This window comes from Arcticibacter tournemirensis (assembly GCF_006716645.1).
Lineage (GTDB): Bacteria > Bacteroidota > Bacteroidia > Sphingobacteriales > Sphingobacteriaceae > Arcticibacter > Arcticibacter tournemirensis.
In genome coordinates this window covers 3,985,274-3,999,180 of sequence record NZ_VFPL01000001.1, presented here as the reverse complement: position 1 = coordinate 3,999,180, position 13,907 = coordinate 3,985,274, and the positions used below count along the sequence as shown (strand labels likewise).

Annotated in this window: 12 protein-coding genes; 6 read left to right on the top strand and 6 right to left on the bottom strand. The window is 45.3% G+C overall.

Features of this window, described 5'->3' with window-relative positions; translation table 11 throughout:
- Positions 1 to 153 precede the first annotated feature (153 nt).
- Positions 154 to 1,116 carry a helix-turn-helix domain-containing protein gene (locus BDE36_RS16725; RefSeq protein WP_141815773.1) on the bottom strand — a complete coding sequence of 321 codons (963 nt, stop codon included), beginning with the start codon at positions 1,114 to 1,116 and terminating at the stop codon, positions 154 to 156.
- An 86-nt stretch (positions 1,117 to 1,202) separates the two neighbouring features.
- Here BDE36_RS16725 and BDE36_RS16720 point away from each other — a divergent pair, with 86 nt between their 5' ends.
- The 4 genes from BDE36_RS16720 to BDE36_RS16705 are packed head-to-tail and all read left to right on the top strand — an operon-like array spanning position 1,203 to position 5,343.
- Positions 1,203 to 1,895, top strand: coding sequence for an ABC transporter ATP-binding protein (locus BDE36_RS16720; protein ID WP_141815772.1), 693 nt, complete (start codon positions 1,203 to 1,205; stop codon positions 1,893 to 1,895).
- Between the two features lie 19 nt (positions 1,896 to 1,914).
- The gene (locus BDE36_RS16715; protein ID WP_141815771.1) at positions 1,915 to 2,868 is read left to right on the top strand and encodes an HlyD family secretion protein; all 954 of its coding nucleotides are present in this window, start codon (positions 1,915 to 1,917) and stop codon (positions 2,866 to 2,868) included.
- Between the two features lie 30 nt (positions 2,869 to 2,898).
- Positions 2,899 to 4,005, top strand: a complete 1,107-nt coding sequence (locus BDE36_RS16710; RefSeq protein WP_161987660.1) for an ABC transporter permease — start codon at positions 2,899 to 2,901, stop codon at positions 4,003 to 4,005.
- Between the two features lie 12 nt (positions 4,006 to 4,017).
- Positions 4,018 to 5,343: a TolC family protein gene (locus BDE36_RS16705; protein WP_161987658.1), complete on the top strand. Its 1,326-nt coding sequence runs from the start codon at positions 4,018 to 4,020 to the stop codon at positions 5,341 to 5,343.
- Positions 5,344 to 5,417: 74 nt separating this feature from the next.
- Here BDE36_RS16705 and BDE36_RS16700 read toward each other — a convergent pair whose 3' ends face one another.
- From BDE36_RS16700 to BDE36_RS16690, 3 genes are read right to left on the bottom strand one after another with little or no spacing between them, the layout of a single operon-like run.
- Positions 5,418 to 8,117 carry a peptidase associated/transthyretin-like domain-containing protein gene (locus BDE36_RS16700; RefSeq protein WP_141815768.1) on the bottom strand — a complete coding sequence of 900 codons (2,700 nt, stop codon included), beginning with the start codon at positions 8,115 to 8,117 and terminating at the stop codon, positions 5,418 to 5,420.
- Entirely contained in the window at positions 8,093 to 8,881 is a 789-nt protein-coding gene (locus BDE36_RS16695) for a GLPGLI family protein (protein WP_141815767.1), read from the bottom strand. The genes BDE36_RS16700 and BDE36_RS16695 overlap by 25 nt, the downstream gene beginning before the upstream one ends.
- Positions 8,882 to 8,941: 60 nt before the next feature.
- Positions 8,942 to 9,301, bottom strand: coding sequence for a hypothetical protein (locus BDE36_RS16690; RefSeq protein WP_128770639.1), 360 nt, complete (start codon positions 9,299 to 9,301; stop codon positions 8,942 to 8,944).
- A gap of 320 nt (positions 9,302 to 9,621) precedes the next feature.
- On the opposite strand from BDE36_RS16690, the gene BDE36_RS16685 reads away from it, so the two are divergent.
- Together BDE36_RS16685 and BDE36_RS16680 are read left to right on the top strand one after the other, a co-directional pair.
- Positions 9,622 to 10,365: a LytR/AlgR family response regulator transcription factor gene (locus tag BDE36_RS16685; RefSeq protein WP_128770638.1), complete on the top strand. Its 744-nt coding sequence runs from the start codon at positions 9,622 to 9,624 to the stop codon at positions 10,363 to 10,365.
- Positions 10,362 to 12,287 (top strand): sensor histidine kinase, encoded by a 1,926-nt coding sequence (locus tag BDE36_RS16680; RefSeq protein WP_141815766.1) that lies wholly within the window; start codon positions 10,362 to 10,364, stop codon positions 12,285 to 12,287. The genes BDE36_RS16685 and BDE36_RS16680 overlap by 4 nt, the downstream gene beginning before the upstream one ends.
- A gap of 49 nt (positions 12,288 to 12,336) precedes the next feature.
- Here the strand turns inward: BDE36_RS16680 and BDE36_RS16675 are convergent, their stop codons facing one another.
- Complete coding sequence (locus tag BDE36_RS16675; protein ID WP_141815765.1) at positions 12,337 to 13,122, bottom strand: hypothetical protein; 786 nt, start codon at positions 13,120 to 13,122, stop codon at positions 12,337 to 12,339.
- Positions 13,123 to 13,127: 5 nt separating this feature from the next.
- Complete coding sequence (locus BDE36_RS16670; RefSeq protein ID WP_141815764.1) at positions 13,128 to 13,901, bottom strand: hypothetical protein; 774 nt, start codon at positions 13,899 to 13,901, stop codon at positions 13,128 to 13,130.
- Positions 13,902 to 13,907 lie beyond the last annotated feature (6 nt).

Genomic DNA, 13,907 nt, shown 5'->3' with positions numbered 1-13,907 from the left:
CTCACGATTATTTGCATGGCTCTTTCCACATCCTGAACTTCTTTATTACGGGCGGAGAGCCGCTGATCAGTGTCACAGCCAGTGTTGAATGTTTTATAACCAATATGGTAAAACTTTGCTCATCGTATTGATAGGCTGTTTGATTTCCATCATTTATCGGTTATTTGTTAACTTACTATACTGTTTTGGCTTAACACCAATCACCTCTTCAAAAACTTTGGCGAAATGGCCAAGGTTGGAAAACCCAAGCTGATAACCCACTTCCGAAACTGACAACCGTTCTTCTTTCAACAGGCGCGCGGCTTCCTGCATTCTGAAATTTTGGAAATACTGAAATATGCTCCTGCCGAAAACCTGGTTAAATAACCTTTTCAATTTGGTTTCACTCATGCCGGAAAATTCAGTAAGCTCCGCTACGGAAGGTGCCTCTTCCATATTTTGCAGCAGCCGTTCTTTTACCTGGTACAACATCCTGATATCGGCAATATGCAAGCCGTACACCTTCTTTTCATCCCTGCTGACAAGTTCAATCAGTAACTGGCAAATGAGTTCCTGCGTTTTTAGTTTGTAGTAAAAATCATGAAGCAGCAAGGGCACCTTAGCGGTCACGATATCGTCAACCACTTTCAGCAGCGGAGCAACTACAAATTCTTCAAACAACAGCGGTTGCTCATTATCCAGGATGGTGTTCACCACGGGATGGTCAACGCGCGTCCCAATCAATTTGCGCAGGTAGCTGGCATCAATTACCATGGCAATAGAATTCTGAACCGTGTTTTTGGGTACAAAAAGTTCGGCATTCAACCCCTGGGTGGTAATTTGTACCGACGGCTGTAATTTGGAACCGGAAGGCGTTTTCGTTGTATTAATGATATGCTGAAAATTAAATATGAGCATATTGGACGGCTGGTTCCTGCGGCTGATGGCAAAGTCCTGATGCAATTCATAGTTCCGTATCATCATCCGTAAACGTTCGTCGAAATTAAAGCCTTGAATATAACCCGTTCCAAACTTTTCCGGTACTTCTACTCTGCCGTTTTCAACCACACTGCCTACTTCCCGGGCAAAAGCAGCCAGCATCCCCAGTCCGTCTTTTGATTTAATTTCAATTTTCATAATGACCGTTTACGAATATTATTAGGCCAAAGTACGCTATTTTGCCTCATTATGTCATGGTAATTTTGTCTCACAATAGAAAAGAGATGATAGCGCAATTACTAAATGCAAGTAAAGTTTACGATTCCCCCACCGGGAAGATGACCGTTCTGGACGACTGCACTCTCAAAATTAACCAGGGAGAACTGCTATTGATTATCGGTCCGTCCGGTTCGGGGAAAACAACATTGCTTTCTTTACTGGGCTGCCTCATCAACCCTACAGAAGGTATTTTAGAAATAGACGGAAGGAAAACCAACACCTTATCTGCGGTGGAAATGGCAGCTATCCGATTAGAAACCATTGGATTTGTTTTTCAGCAATTCAATTTGCTGGCGCCCCTTACTGCAGAAGGCAACATCGCATTTCCCTTAAAAATGCTCGGTTTAAAGCCTTCAGAAATTAAAAAGCGGACAACCGAAGCTCTTCAAAAAGTAAATATGCTTGATCACCGAAAAAAGCTTCCGCGACAACTATCGGGCGGGCAGCAGCAGCGTATTGCCATCGCCCGGGCTTTGGTAACCGACCCTAAAATTATTCTTTGCGACGAGCCGACCGCTTCGTTGGACAAAGACAGCATTTATATTGTAATGGAGGAGTTGCAGCAGCTTGCTAAAAGCGGTAAAGCGGTGGCAGTGGTAACGCACGACCCCCGTCTGGCTTCTTATGCCGACCGGGCAATTGAAATAAACAACGGCAAAATATCGGTGGTGCAGGCTGCCGACGCAATGAAACACTAGTACACTTAAATTTTTAGCAATGAAAACTAAAATGACTACACCCTTTTTGGGAATAATGATGATGCTGGCGCTGATTTCCTGTTCCAGCGAAGATAAAAAAAACGATACGGTAGGTAAACCGGCCTCAGCTTCTAAAAAAGCAGAGATGAATATGGTCGTCGGAATTGCCCGGATAGAGCCGGAAAAAGGCTTGCTGAATATCTACGCTAATGCCAATGGGCGCATTTCGAAGATTGTTGCTGCCGAAAACCAGTCCGTGAGCAAAGGAAGCGACCTTGCTTTGCTGGATAACCAGACCGACAACGCTTTGCTCGCCATTGAACAAAGCAAAGCTCCGGCTCAAAACGCAGCCATTCTGTCGGCAACGCAAAATGCAAAGGCCGTCCTTAGCGACCTGCAAAAAGCGCAAAAAGATGAGGCACTGAACGAGCAGTTATTCAAGGCCAGGGCAATTACGGAGCAGGCTCTTAACGACAGCAAATCCAAAGTAACCCGTTTGCAATATGACTATCAGAAACTGATAGCAGACATCGCACAGCAGAAAAGCAAAGTGCAGGAAATTGATGCCAATATAAAATACAGGAAAGCCATTTTATCCGACAGGCAAATTAAATCTGCTTATCCCGGAAGGGTACTCCAATGGGATGTACACGACGGTGATTATGTAACGCCCGGACAAAAGCTTGGTCAGTATGCACCGGATGGTCCGCTCATCGCGGTAACCGAAGTAGATGAGCTTTTTTCAGATAAAGTGGCGAAGGGGATGAGAGCAGAAATCTATTCCCAGATGAACGGGCAAAAAACAGGCAGCGGCACCGTGGTTTTCATAGCTGAGTTTCTGAAGAAAAAATCACTCTTCTCTGATGAGAACACTGTAGAAGATCGCCGCGTGAGAGAAGTGAAAGTGCTGCTCAATTCGGGTGCAAAAGTTAATATCAATAACAAAGTGGATTGTAAAATCTATCTCAAGTAAAGGACTATGTGGAATACAGCATTGCGTTTTATGACGTACGATAAAGCCAAACTAATTGGTATTTTGTGTGGTATCGTTATTTCTATTTTCCTTATCGGGGCACAGCTTGGCATTCTGAATAACATCCTCGACATGAGCCTTGGCATTGTTAAGGGTAACAAGGAATACATCTATGCCGTCGATAAAAAGAGCACTTCTTCTACCTCGCTGGTCAATGTAGACAAGCGCGTGGGCAACGAACTGCAGTCTGTTCCTGGTGTAGATAAAGTTTATCCGGTGATTGTTGCCGGGGGAACTACCAAATTCAGGTCCGGCGGTACGGCTATGGCTCAAATCATTGGTGTTCAGTACCCTGAAATGGCAGGCGCTCCGGCATTTTACACACATGAAACGGTTCTAAATAATCTTCAAAATGAGGGAGCCGTCATTATTGATGCTGGAGACGTGGAAAACATGGAGAACATCAAAATGGGCGAGCATTTTACGCTTAATGACAAGCGGGTTTTCGTGAGCGGGATGTCTGTAAACAATGCGGGATTGGGGCAGTATAACATTATCACCACCGTTGAGCGGGCACGTCAGCTTACCGGGTTCAGCCCGAATAGCGTCAGCGCTTTTTTGATTAAAAGTACGTCGGCAGATACAGCAGCGATTAACGAAGTGGTGAAGGAGATTAACAAGACCATCCCTTCGGTAAAAGCCTATACGGGCGAAGCGTTTTCGGAAGTTTCCATCGAATATGTAAAAACTGCAAGCGGTATTGTGGCTAATTTCTACCTGCTGATAGGCTTCTCGCTGCTTACGGGAATTATCATCGTTGGATTAACGATGTTCTCTTCGGTGAACGACCATATCCGCGACTACGGAACCATCAAAGCGATTGGTGGAAGCAACTTTCTTATTGCAAAGCTTATCCTCAGGCAGTGCCTGATCTATGCCCTGATGGGCTTCGTTGCCTCTCTGGCTTTGCTTTACGGTCTGCAGGCGGCAATGGCAGCCGTTAATCAGGTTATTATCTATTCACCGGCTTTATTGACGGGACTGTTCCTCGTCACGTTTGCCATAAGCCTCATCGGCAACATTTTCTCGATGCGGAAGATCTTTAAACTCGAACCGGTACAAATTTTCAGAATGTAAATGATGAATCAGATGAAAGAAAGAATTTTTATACTAATGGGGATGCTGATAGCAGTAGCTTCGCGTTCTCAAACCTTGCCACCAAAGCAATTGTCGCTGGCACAGGCAATGCAAACGGCCATTGAAAGACGCTACGATATAAGGGCAAACAAACTGGATGCCGACATTGCAGCGAATAAAATATCCAAAGCAAAGAACGAATGGCTGCCAACCCTTAAGGCGGATGGAGAAGTGCGCTATAATGCACAATTACAAACGATGATCCTGGACGGTTTCGGCGGCAACGGCGGTAAAGAAAAGATAGAAGTGGGTACCACCAATTTCACTACGCTTAGTATGGAGCTCTCGCAAAATATCTACAAACCGGGTTTAAATGCGGATATCAATATTGCTAAAGCAGAGAATAAAGCAGAACAGCAAAAGACGGCGGAGAAAGAAAATACCATCAGGATGCAGGTTGCGGAAGCGTATCTGAATGTGATCCTAAAACAGAAGCAATTACAACTGGCTAAGGACAATACCCGGCGTTACAGGGAGTACCTGGATGTTTCTTCAGAAAGAAAGCGTTTGGGGACCATCCTGGAAACCGATTTATTGAAAGCGCAGACAGACCTTGAAAATGCCAGTCTGACGGAAAAAGAAAGCACCCAGAATTACGACCTGGCGATGAAAGCACTGAAGTACCAGATGAACATCCAGGATGATATGCCGTTGGTATTGACTGACTCATTACAGGCTTTAATTATCGTCAATCACCTCACAGATTCGCATGTGGATATGCTGGAACGGCCGGAGCTAAAGCAGCTTAAATTCTTAGAAGAAGCGAACGACCTGAAAATTAGAAAAGAAAATTCTAAATGGGCACCAACCTTATCGTTAACCGGCAACTATACAACTCTTTACCAGGCGGCAGATTTTAAATATATCGGCTCCATGTGGACCCCTTACAATTATATCGGGATCAAAGCCAGCCTGCCAATTACTGAACTATGGACACGCAGTGCTAATAAAAAAGAATACCGGATGAAAGCCGCGCAGCTTGAAATGCAGTATCAGCAAAAGCAACAGGATTTGAATTATGAAGTAACAAAGAACAAAACCGAGCTATGGAACACCACCGGCAACATCCAGTCGGCCGAAAACAGTTTAACCCTGTCGCGCACCCTGCGCCAGAATCAGTTTAACAACTACAAGCTGGGAACCGTTACCTACAGCGCTGTTCTCGATGCAGAAGCTACTATCAATACGGCCGAGCAGAACTATGTAAAAGCGGTTTACAATTATCTTCTGGCTTACTATAATTTCAAAAAGCTTAATGGTTTTGAGGCTTCAAAATAAGGGACTCTCAAACTCTCTTACGCCGTTGCAGGCGTTAAGACCTGTCAGGGTAGAGAAACGGGCGTGTATAGATTCTAAAAACTATGATCCAGTCCGATGGATATATATCTTGGGAGCAGCCTGTATTCTGTTACAGCACGATAGGTATCTGTTATCACTGCATTCTTAAAATAGCGGTTATTGAACAGGTTTCTGGCGCTGATATCGAATCTCGTTTTGATCTTTTTAACATCATAGGAAAATGAGAGATCAGAAAAATAATATGTTTTGGGAGTTTGAGAAAGAAAATCACCGAACCGGTAAACCTCATTTTTCAGGTGGGCCTGTATATCGGCAGTGGCTTTGAAGAAAATATTAAGGAAACTATAGGTGTTTTTCAACCGGGAAGTGCTTTCACTTCGGAAAGATGTAAACTGCAGGCTGGAGCCTGTATATATATTCACTTTGGACCTCCATACACTTTTGAAAGACAGACCGTAATTATGCGATCCCGAATGGATTTGCCGGTTTCCTACCCCGGCGATGCCTGTTTCATAATCAGAGAATTCAGCACCTGCATCCAGCTTGAAATTTCCGCCCAACGGCGTTACATAATAGTTGAACTGAGCATTGTAGGACCAGTTTTTCTTATCTTTCAGTAATACCTGCTTTGTCAGGTTATAGCTGGGGCTTATCATGCTCTGGTTGCTGATATAGTCGAACATTGTCCGGTAACCAATCGAGAAATTGGCAAAAAACTTATCGAGCATATTCCCATAAGAATACATTAGTGTGCCTTCAGAACTGCTCAGTGTGGCCATATTATCCAGCCCCTTTACAAAGTTCCGGATGCCGGTATTAAAATAGTTAGGAACCACTTCCATCAGCTGGGTATTGGTTTGGCTGAACGAAAGTTGTGCTTCCAGCTTCCCCTTCGGATTTAGTGTCCATTTCGTTAACAAGCCTGGAGAAATCAGCCAGTTTTCCCGCCGCTTCGTAGTGCCGTAAGTGTGTAAGCTGCTGTGAACGAATCCTGTATTCAGGAGAGGTGTCCATTCCCATTTCCTGCGCTTCACCGTGTACTTGGCCATCACACTGGTATTATTAGTGACAAGACTAAGCTGGTTGGAAAATCCCCCGGTTCTGATCGCGCTGCCATCCTCTGTCAGCAGAACAAAGTCTGAGACCAGCTCCTGGTCCTTATATTCATTGGCGATGGCGAATTCGATATAATCTCCCCCTTTTTGCCTGCGTACATAGTGTGACGTAACGCCCATGTATTGAAGGTTATTTTCAGCATGCTGGTTTATATTTGCAATACCGCCAACCTGAAAAAGATCCTCATAATAGTATTCGTCTATACTGTAATCCAGCGGCGATTTCTGTAAGATCCAGCGGGCAGAACTAACTATCGCTTCCCTCGGCGAAAGTTTAAAAGTATGCGTCAGGTTGTGGTTGGTAAGAATACCCTGGGTTTTGGTCAGTTCTGCGGTGCCCGATCCGTTAAACAAAAGGTCGCCGCTATCATTCCTGCCAAGCGAGCCCAAATTTCCGGTGTAGGTGAGGGTCGCCCTGGTATTGATATCATACTGCAATTCCAGCCTCGAAAAGTAATTATCTGTTTTTTTGTGGAATTTATAAAGTTCTGTGTTCGTAAATTGTATATCCTCGATATGATATTCCTGCACCGTATTGCGGTAGAACGATTTTTTTGTCGGATTAGCAAATCCCAGCCATTTTATTTTGAAGTTTTTTGACGGATTCAGGATAGTATTGAAGGATAGTAGCCGGTCGTGGTTGAAATTTGTCCTTTTATAATCAAAGTCCGGTAAATCGGGAGTATAGTCGATAAGTGTCGGCGTCATTACCCCAATGCCGATCTGTCCGGGTTCATCGCTTTGCCCCGGATACAGCAGGTTGTTTATGCTGCTTACCGCATCTACGCCATTGTTGTTGGCCGAGCCCAGCACGTAATACTTACTTCTTTTTCCGAAGTTCATCAGGTTGATACTGCCCTGGTAAAACAGGGGTTCTGTTACCGAGCCCGACGCTGAAAGCGACCCCAGCCACCGGCTCCTGCTGTTTTCTTTGAGCTGCAGGTTCAGGGCTACCTTATCGGAATTTTCAATTCCTTTGAGATGTTTATTATTCGAATAACGTTGTAATACCTGTACTTTATCCAGGGGTTGTACAGACATGTTTTGTGTGAGCAGGCGGTATCCTTTTTCGAAAAAGTCATCTCCTTCTACCATCACTTTCTCTACCTCTTTCTCTCCGATTTTGATGCTGCCATCGGTGCCGACATTCAATCCGGGGATCTTTTTCAGCAGATCTTCAACTGTGCGCTCGTCGCCCCGCAGGAACGATTTAACATCCAGCTCAATGGTGTCTTTGCCAATCCGGTAAGGACGCCGTGCATTGATAACCACCTCCTGGAGCTGTTCAACACCGCCCGCTACCAGTTCTATGTTCACTACAGTGTCTTGTTGTGTGATCCCTATTTCCTTAATAACGGGTTTGTAGCTGAGTGCCCTGAAATGCAGGGACAGTTTTCCGCTCTGTTGTGTACGTAACTGGTATTTTCCTTCCTGGCTCGTGAATGTGTACCCCAGAAATCCCGTGGCGCCGGGCAGGCGCAGGTCTACCCGTACCCCTCCGACAGGCTTGCCACCGGAAGTCACTTCACCACTGATCAGCACCTGGGCCTGGGCCCGAAAAGTAATCAGCCACATGCCGACAAGTAACAGCCAGAACGGCGACGGACCACTGTTCATTTTTCCTTTCCTTGTTCCCATTCATATACCTGCTCCACAGCGCCCCGCACTTTGTGTCTTTCTACAGTTACGCCATCTATCACCGGCATTTTACTTTGCATGATGCGCATTTGCTGCTCTGTCTGCGCTTCCTCTTTCCTTACATATTCCTCTAAGGATAATTTAGGCAGGGAGTTTATGTATTTTTCATTTACGGGGATATTGCCCGAATAAGGATAGTTTAGCTCCTGCAGCAGCCAATAGTTGGGGTTCGCACTTTCGTTATGCAACATGACGATCAGGCCGGGAAGGCCCCCGAATTTATAAGGACCGGCAGGTACGGGGATTTCATCTGTATAATAAGCAATTAATGTAGTTCCACGATATTCGGCCGTCGCCTTCCGGCAGACGAATTTACCGATGCTGTCGGTCTCACTGTAATCAGTGTTCCACACGAGGCCGGGAAATTTGTCGGTCACCAAATAATTCTTCCCCTCCAGAGAGCGGGTTTCAATCAGGCTTTTTTTATCGTTTTTCTGTATGACAATATTCCGGTAGTTCGTGCCATTATTCAATACCATTGAGAAGCTCGAAGATATTTCGTCATTCGCTTCGTTTCCTTTTCCAGCATTGGACGCCACAGGAACAGAATCGCGAACAGCAATCCTGGTTCCTTTTTCGAAATAGACATGTTCCCGGAATGTTGCGGCAGATGAAGGAATGTATTCATACACTGCATGTAATTTCTGTGCCTGCACACTCCAGGCACAGCAGAGTAGTAAACAAGATAAAAGGTGTTTTGTCATGATATTCACAGGTTTCAAAGTGAACCGGATGGTTCACTTTGATGAGCTTCATTTTTTGAATTAGTGGTTCGGGTTTCCGTAATAATCCTGATATCTTTTGATAGTCGCTCTGAAGAAATCACTGCAGGTTTCGTAGAACATGTCGTTTGCTCCGTAACAGTTCCAGTATAAAACGTGTGTATCAACAACCTGGCCTGAGGTGTTTACGAGGTTGATTGTCAATTTGCAGCGTGTCACCTTTTTACTTTGTGCGTCTTTCTCAACCTCTTCGGCAACTCTCAGATTGTACTGACCGGCAGCAACATTTCTTACTGTTGTTGTTTCAGCAGCTTTGTTTTCGCTCACTTTTACTGCTGGATTTGCAAAGGCAGCAGATGACATAACCGCCACTGCTACTACACTCATGAATAACTTTTTCATTTACTTTTAATTTTTTTGTTAAACCATTACATACGCTTGCCGCATGCGTTAATTGAAATACAAAAAAAGACCCTGCGGTGGGTAAGCAGGTAAAGCATTTATGATTCGCCAATTCGTCATTTACAATTCGTACCGGCGTTTACAGAGGAAGAGATACGTTTATTGCATAATAAGATAAATTGTGACTATAAAAACAGACAGGTGCGACTATCAGATGATACACCGCCTGAGTCGCTTTGTAAAAAGCATAAACGAATTGTAATGGATATGTGCAGGAATCAGAGAATGTACTTTTTTTGCGTAGCTAAAGCATTGAATGAATGATCACCATCGCCATTATTGAAGACGAACCCGCAGTGCGGAAAGAAATCAGTTATCTCATACAACAGGAGACGGATACAGTTCTTTCGGGATGGGCAGACAATGTCCGTTCAGCGCAAAAGTTAATAGAGGAAAAGCGCCCTGACGTTATCCTGCTGGATATACAGCTTCGTGACGGGACGGCCTTTGATTTGCTTAAAGAGCTCAATCCCATTCCGCAAAACATCATATTTATAACGGCATACAACCATTTTGCTATCAAAGCAATCAAGTATGGCGCGCTCGACTATCTGCTGAAACCGATCGACCAGACAGAACTGAAAGAAGCTCTGGAACGTTTCCGTCGCCGGCGTGAGAACAATCCGCAATGGATGCAGCAGTTATCGCTGACACAGGAATCGATAGAGGCGGAAGAACTGCCGGAAAATATTGTGCTGAACTCTCTCAATAATATGCGGATCGTTCGGGTACAGGATATCATATATTGTAAAGGCGATGGCCCGTATACATTTTTCTTCCTCAATAACGGTACAAAAGAGCTTATTTCCAAACCCCTGAAATATTATGAAGATTTATTGCCTGCGCCCTATTTCCTGCGCACTCACCAGTCTTATTTAGTGAACAGGCAGTATGTTACAGGCGTGAGCCGTTCCGAATACATTGTATTGAAAAATAGTGAAGAGATCCCTATTTCTATCCGGCGGAAAAGCAGCATATTAGCCCTACTTTTATCAGAAAAATGAAGCCGTTGTTCCGAACCATTCTTTTTTTAGCCGCCCTTGTGGCGTTTTTTGCGTGCAACCAGGAACGCAGCGCCTCCGGCGGAACATCGGATACTCTTTCCAGGCGGATAGAGGCGCTGGAAAATGTAAAGGCCCGCCCGTCAAATTACGATTCGCTGCTGAGAGAGGGAATACGGCTCGACAAAAACCCATACGTAAAAAAAGATACGGTACTTGCCACAAAGGTAAAATATCATTTAGCACGTATATATGGCATGCAAGGGCTGGATTCTGCCGGCTTTTTTGTAGGACAGGCACTTGAGCTGATAGAACCCACTGCAGGCAATCTGAAAATGAAGGCGCTTGTGTACAATGGCATGGGCAATATTCGCAGTATGGAGGCAAAAGAAAAGGAGGCGGCTTATTATTATAATAAGGCTGCAGCTATTGTATTGTCTGATTCTACTGTAGGACTGTCTGCCGAAGCAAGGTCAGCTATCTTACTGTCTGCAGCACAGAGTAACCTGGATGCCTTTCAATATGACCTTGCCGAGAAAATGAACCGCGCCGCTTTGCCTCTTTCTGATTCCGTTGTCGAAGGACATGTTGTGAAACAACGGGTATTAGTGCAGCTGATACAAACGCTGAATAAACGGCATAAGTCTCCTGGCAGCCTTCTGCCTTATCTACGGAGGTTAGAAGCGCTTCACGTTAGGAATCCCGGTGATTACAACGCAAGCTACCTCTATGAATCTAAAATATTGTATTTTGAATCGGCAGGGAGGAAAGATTCATTGCTGCACTATCAGTTGTTAAAGATGCAGGCAGATGTCGAACTTTACCATTCTAAGAAAACCTCCATATTTGTCAATAACCTGTTTGTAGATTATTGTAATGTTGCCTGGGATTATACTGAGCTTCGCAGGCCTGCATCCGCAATAAAATATATCGGCGAAGCGGACAGGCTTAGAAAGAAGCACCCCGGTGTCATTTTTGCTGATAATGATGTGATCTACCAGAAGACCCTGGCAGCGTTGTATCAATTACAGGGCAAGCATAATGCGGCGATCAGCGCGTTGAAACAGGTCGCCCATCTGCAGGAGGATATTTATCAAACGCAAAATGCGCAGACAATTGCGGAGATGAATGCCCTGTATCAGTTACAGGCAAAAGACAGGTCTATTCATGCGTTGAACGAAAATATTCAGATCAATAAGCTGCAGTTGCAGCAGAACCGTTTATGGCTTGTTGTTTCGGTATTAGGTGTTGTATCGCTGGGGATGACATTGCTCTTCCTGTTCTATAGTTTTCGCCAGCGGCGCCTCCGGGAAGAGAAGGAGAAATTGCTGCTGCAGCAGAAATTATTGCGAACTCAGATGGAGCCTCATTTTATCTTCAATACACTCTCCGCTGTACAGAGTTTTGTACGGTTGGATAAGAAGGAAGACGCCATCAAATATCTGAGCCGTTTTAGTCGCCTGCTGCGGAGCAGCCTGGAATTGAGCCGGGAAGATCTGGTTCCGCTGAGTGAAGAGATCGATACCCTGGAAAATTACCTGAGCCTGCAACAGATGCGTAGCGAAGACGCCTTTACCTATCGTATTATGCCTCCTCAGGAACAGGATCTGAGTGCCATCATGCTGCCGCCGATGCTGATCCAACCTTATGTGGAGAACGCTATTTTGCATGGTATTGATCTCCATACAGGCGAAGGAAATATTGATATCCGTTTACAAATAGAAGAAGAGATCCTGATTGTCAGCATAACTGACAGCGGTAAAATACAAATGGAGGATAGCAGGCGTTCGCACCGATCGCTGTCGGGCATTATCAGCCGCGAGCGGATACAGCTGCTGGGACGGAAAGCCAGCGTGCAGGCAGCAAAGGATGCAGGCGGTTCGGGTACTGTGGTGACGTTGAAAATCCCGGTGGCAGATGCCTGAAGAGATGAAGAAAGGCACCCGAAAAGGCGCCTTTCTTATGCTTTTTTGATTAAGACCTGTCGGGGTAGAAGAACAGGCGTGTATATACCAGCTTCGTAGCGTCCTGAACGACAAAGTAGGGCAGTACCAGGCCTTTTTCGCCGGCTTTGGGCAGATTTAAGCCGAAAGCACTCATCTTGCTCATGTTTTCATCCTGGTTAAATGCCCACTCATCTGTGGTTCCGGCTTTTGTAAAGCAGATACTGCCGGCCCTGACAGCGTTCATATCGCTGAAGTATTCGTCGGGCAGGTAATCCAAACTGATCCAGGTACGCGGTCTGACATTTCTGGCCAGGTATTGACGGTGCTCTTTGCCGCTTTCGTTATCCTTGTTATACAGAAAGATATCAAAGGGCGAATCGTCTGCGGTATACTGGATATAGAAAGACAGCTTGTTGGTGGCAGGATCGGCCACCGGCTCGTCAACCTCCAGCTCGCGTCCGTCCAGGTAAATAAAGTTGAAGTTCGCCTTTGAGCCGCCTGCCGGCAGCGCTTTGCTGTAGAGTATCTTTTTTGTAACGGTGTCGGTTATGGTTAACAGCCTTTCCTTTTGTGTGCTATAGGAGTAAACGGTATTCAAACCTGCCAGCGATGCGGGCTTCAGAATGTCGTTCGGCCTGTTATACCGGGTGGTATCAATTGCTATCATCAGAGGGTTATCTCCGCCGTTGTACCCGCTCACGATTATTTGCATAGCTCTTTCCACATTCTGATCTTCTTTATTACAAGCGGAGAGGACGCTGATCAGCGCCACAGCCAGCACTGCGGTCCGGATATATTTATTAAGTACCTTCATGATCTTTATATCTCAAAGTTTTTAGTGAACGCCATATAGTTGCCCGGAGACTCGCTGAATATGTATAATTTAGACGAAGCTGTGGCAGATGAAGGCTTCGGTGCAGTGGAGCCTGTGGGGTTCCAGCTGTAGCCTGTTCCCTGGGTATAAAACTCATTCGTGCCTGCTTTGTAAATATAGACCTGGAATGATACAGCCGAGGGCTGACCGTTATACTGCTGCCCGGAAGTTGTAAAAGTAGAGATCGTTACAGGATCGGTGAACTCATTCGCTTTCACGTTTTTAATGCGGGTGATCTCTTCAAATACTTTCGGTGTGAGGTAGTATTTACCCAATACGATGTCTACCGGTTCGGCATAGTTGGTTTTCACTGGCCTGAACATATAAATGATCTTGATCTTGCCATCTTCAACGGGTGGCACCTGGGGTACGTTTCCAATCTCTCCGTTCATATAAAAGAAACTGATATCGGCACGGCCGTCTTCCTTTTTTAGTTCTTTTTCCATCACCGGTTTTCCTGTTGCTTTTTCTGTGATGCTGAGTTTCATATTCCGTTGTGCGGCCGGAAGCGGGAAAGCCCTGGTAAGATCGAAACGTCCGGTGGGGATTTCTATGCGGAAGGTATCGACCATTGCTTCGAGGGGAGTGGAGCCGACGTTGAGGATGCTGAAGGAAACGGCCAGCACGTTGCGGGTATCCTGGATTTCGCCGTCCTTTTTGCAGGAAGACAGTGCGAGCATGCTGATTATCAATGTAAGATATTGTGTTACTGTTTTCATGTTTGT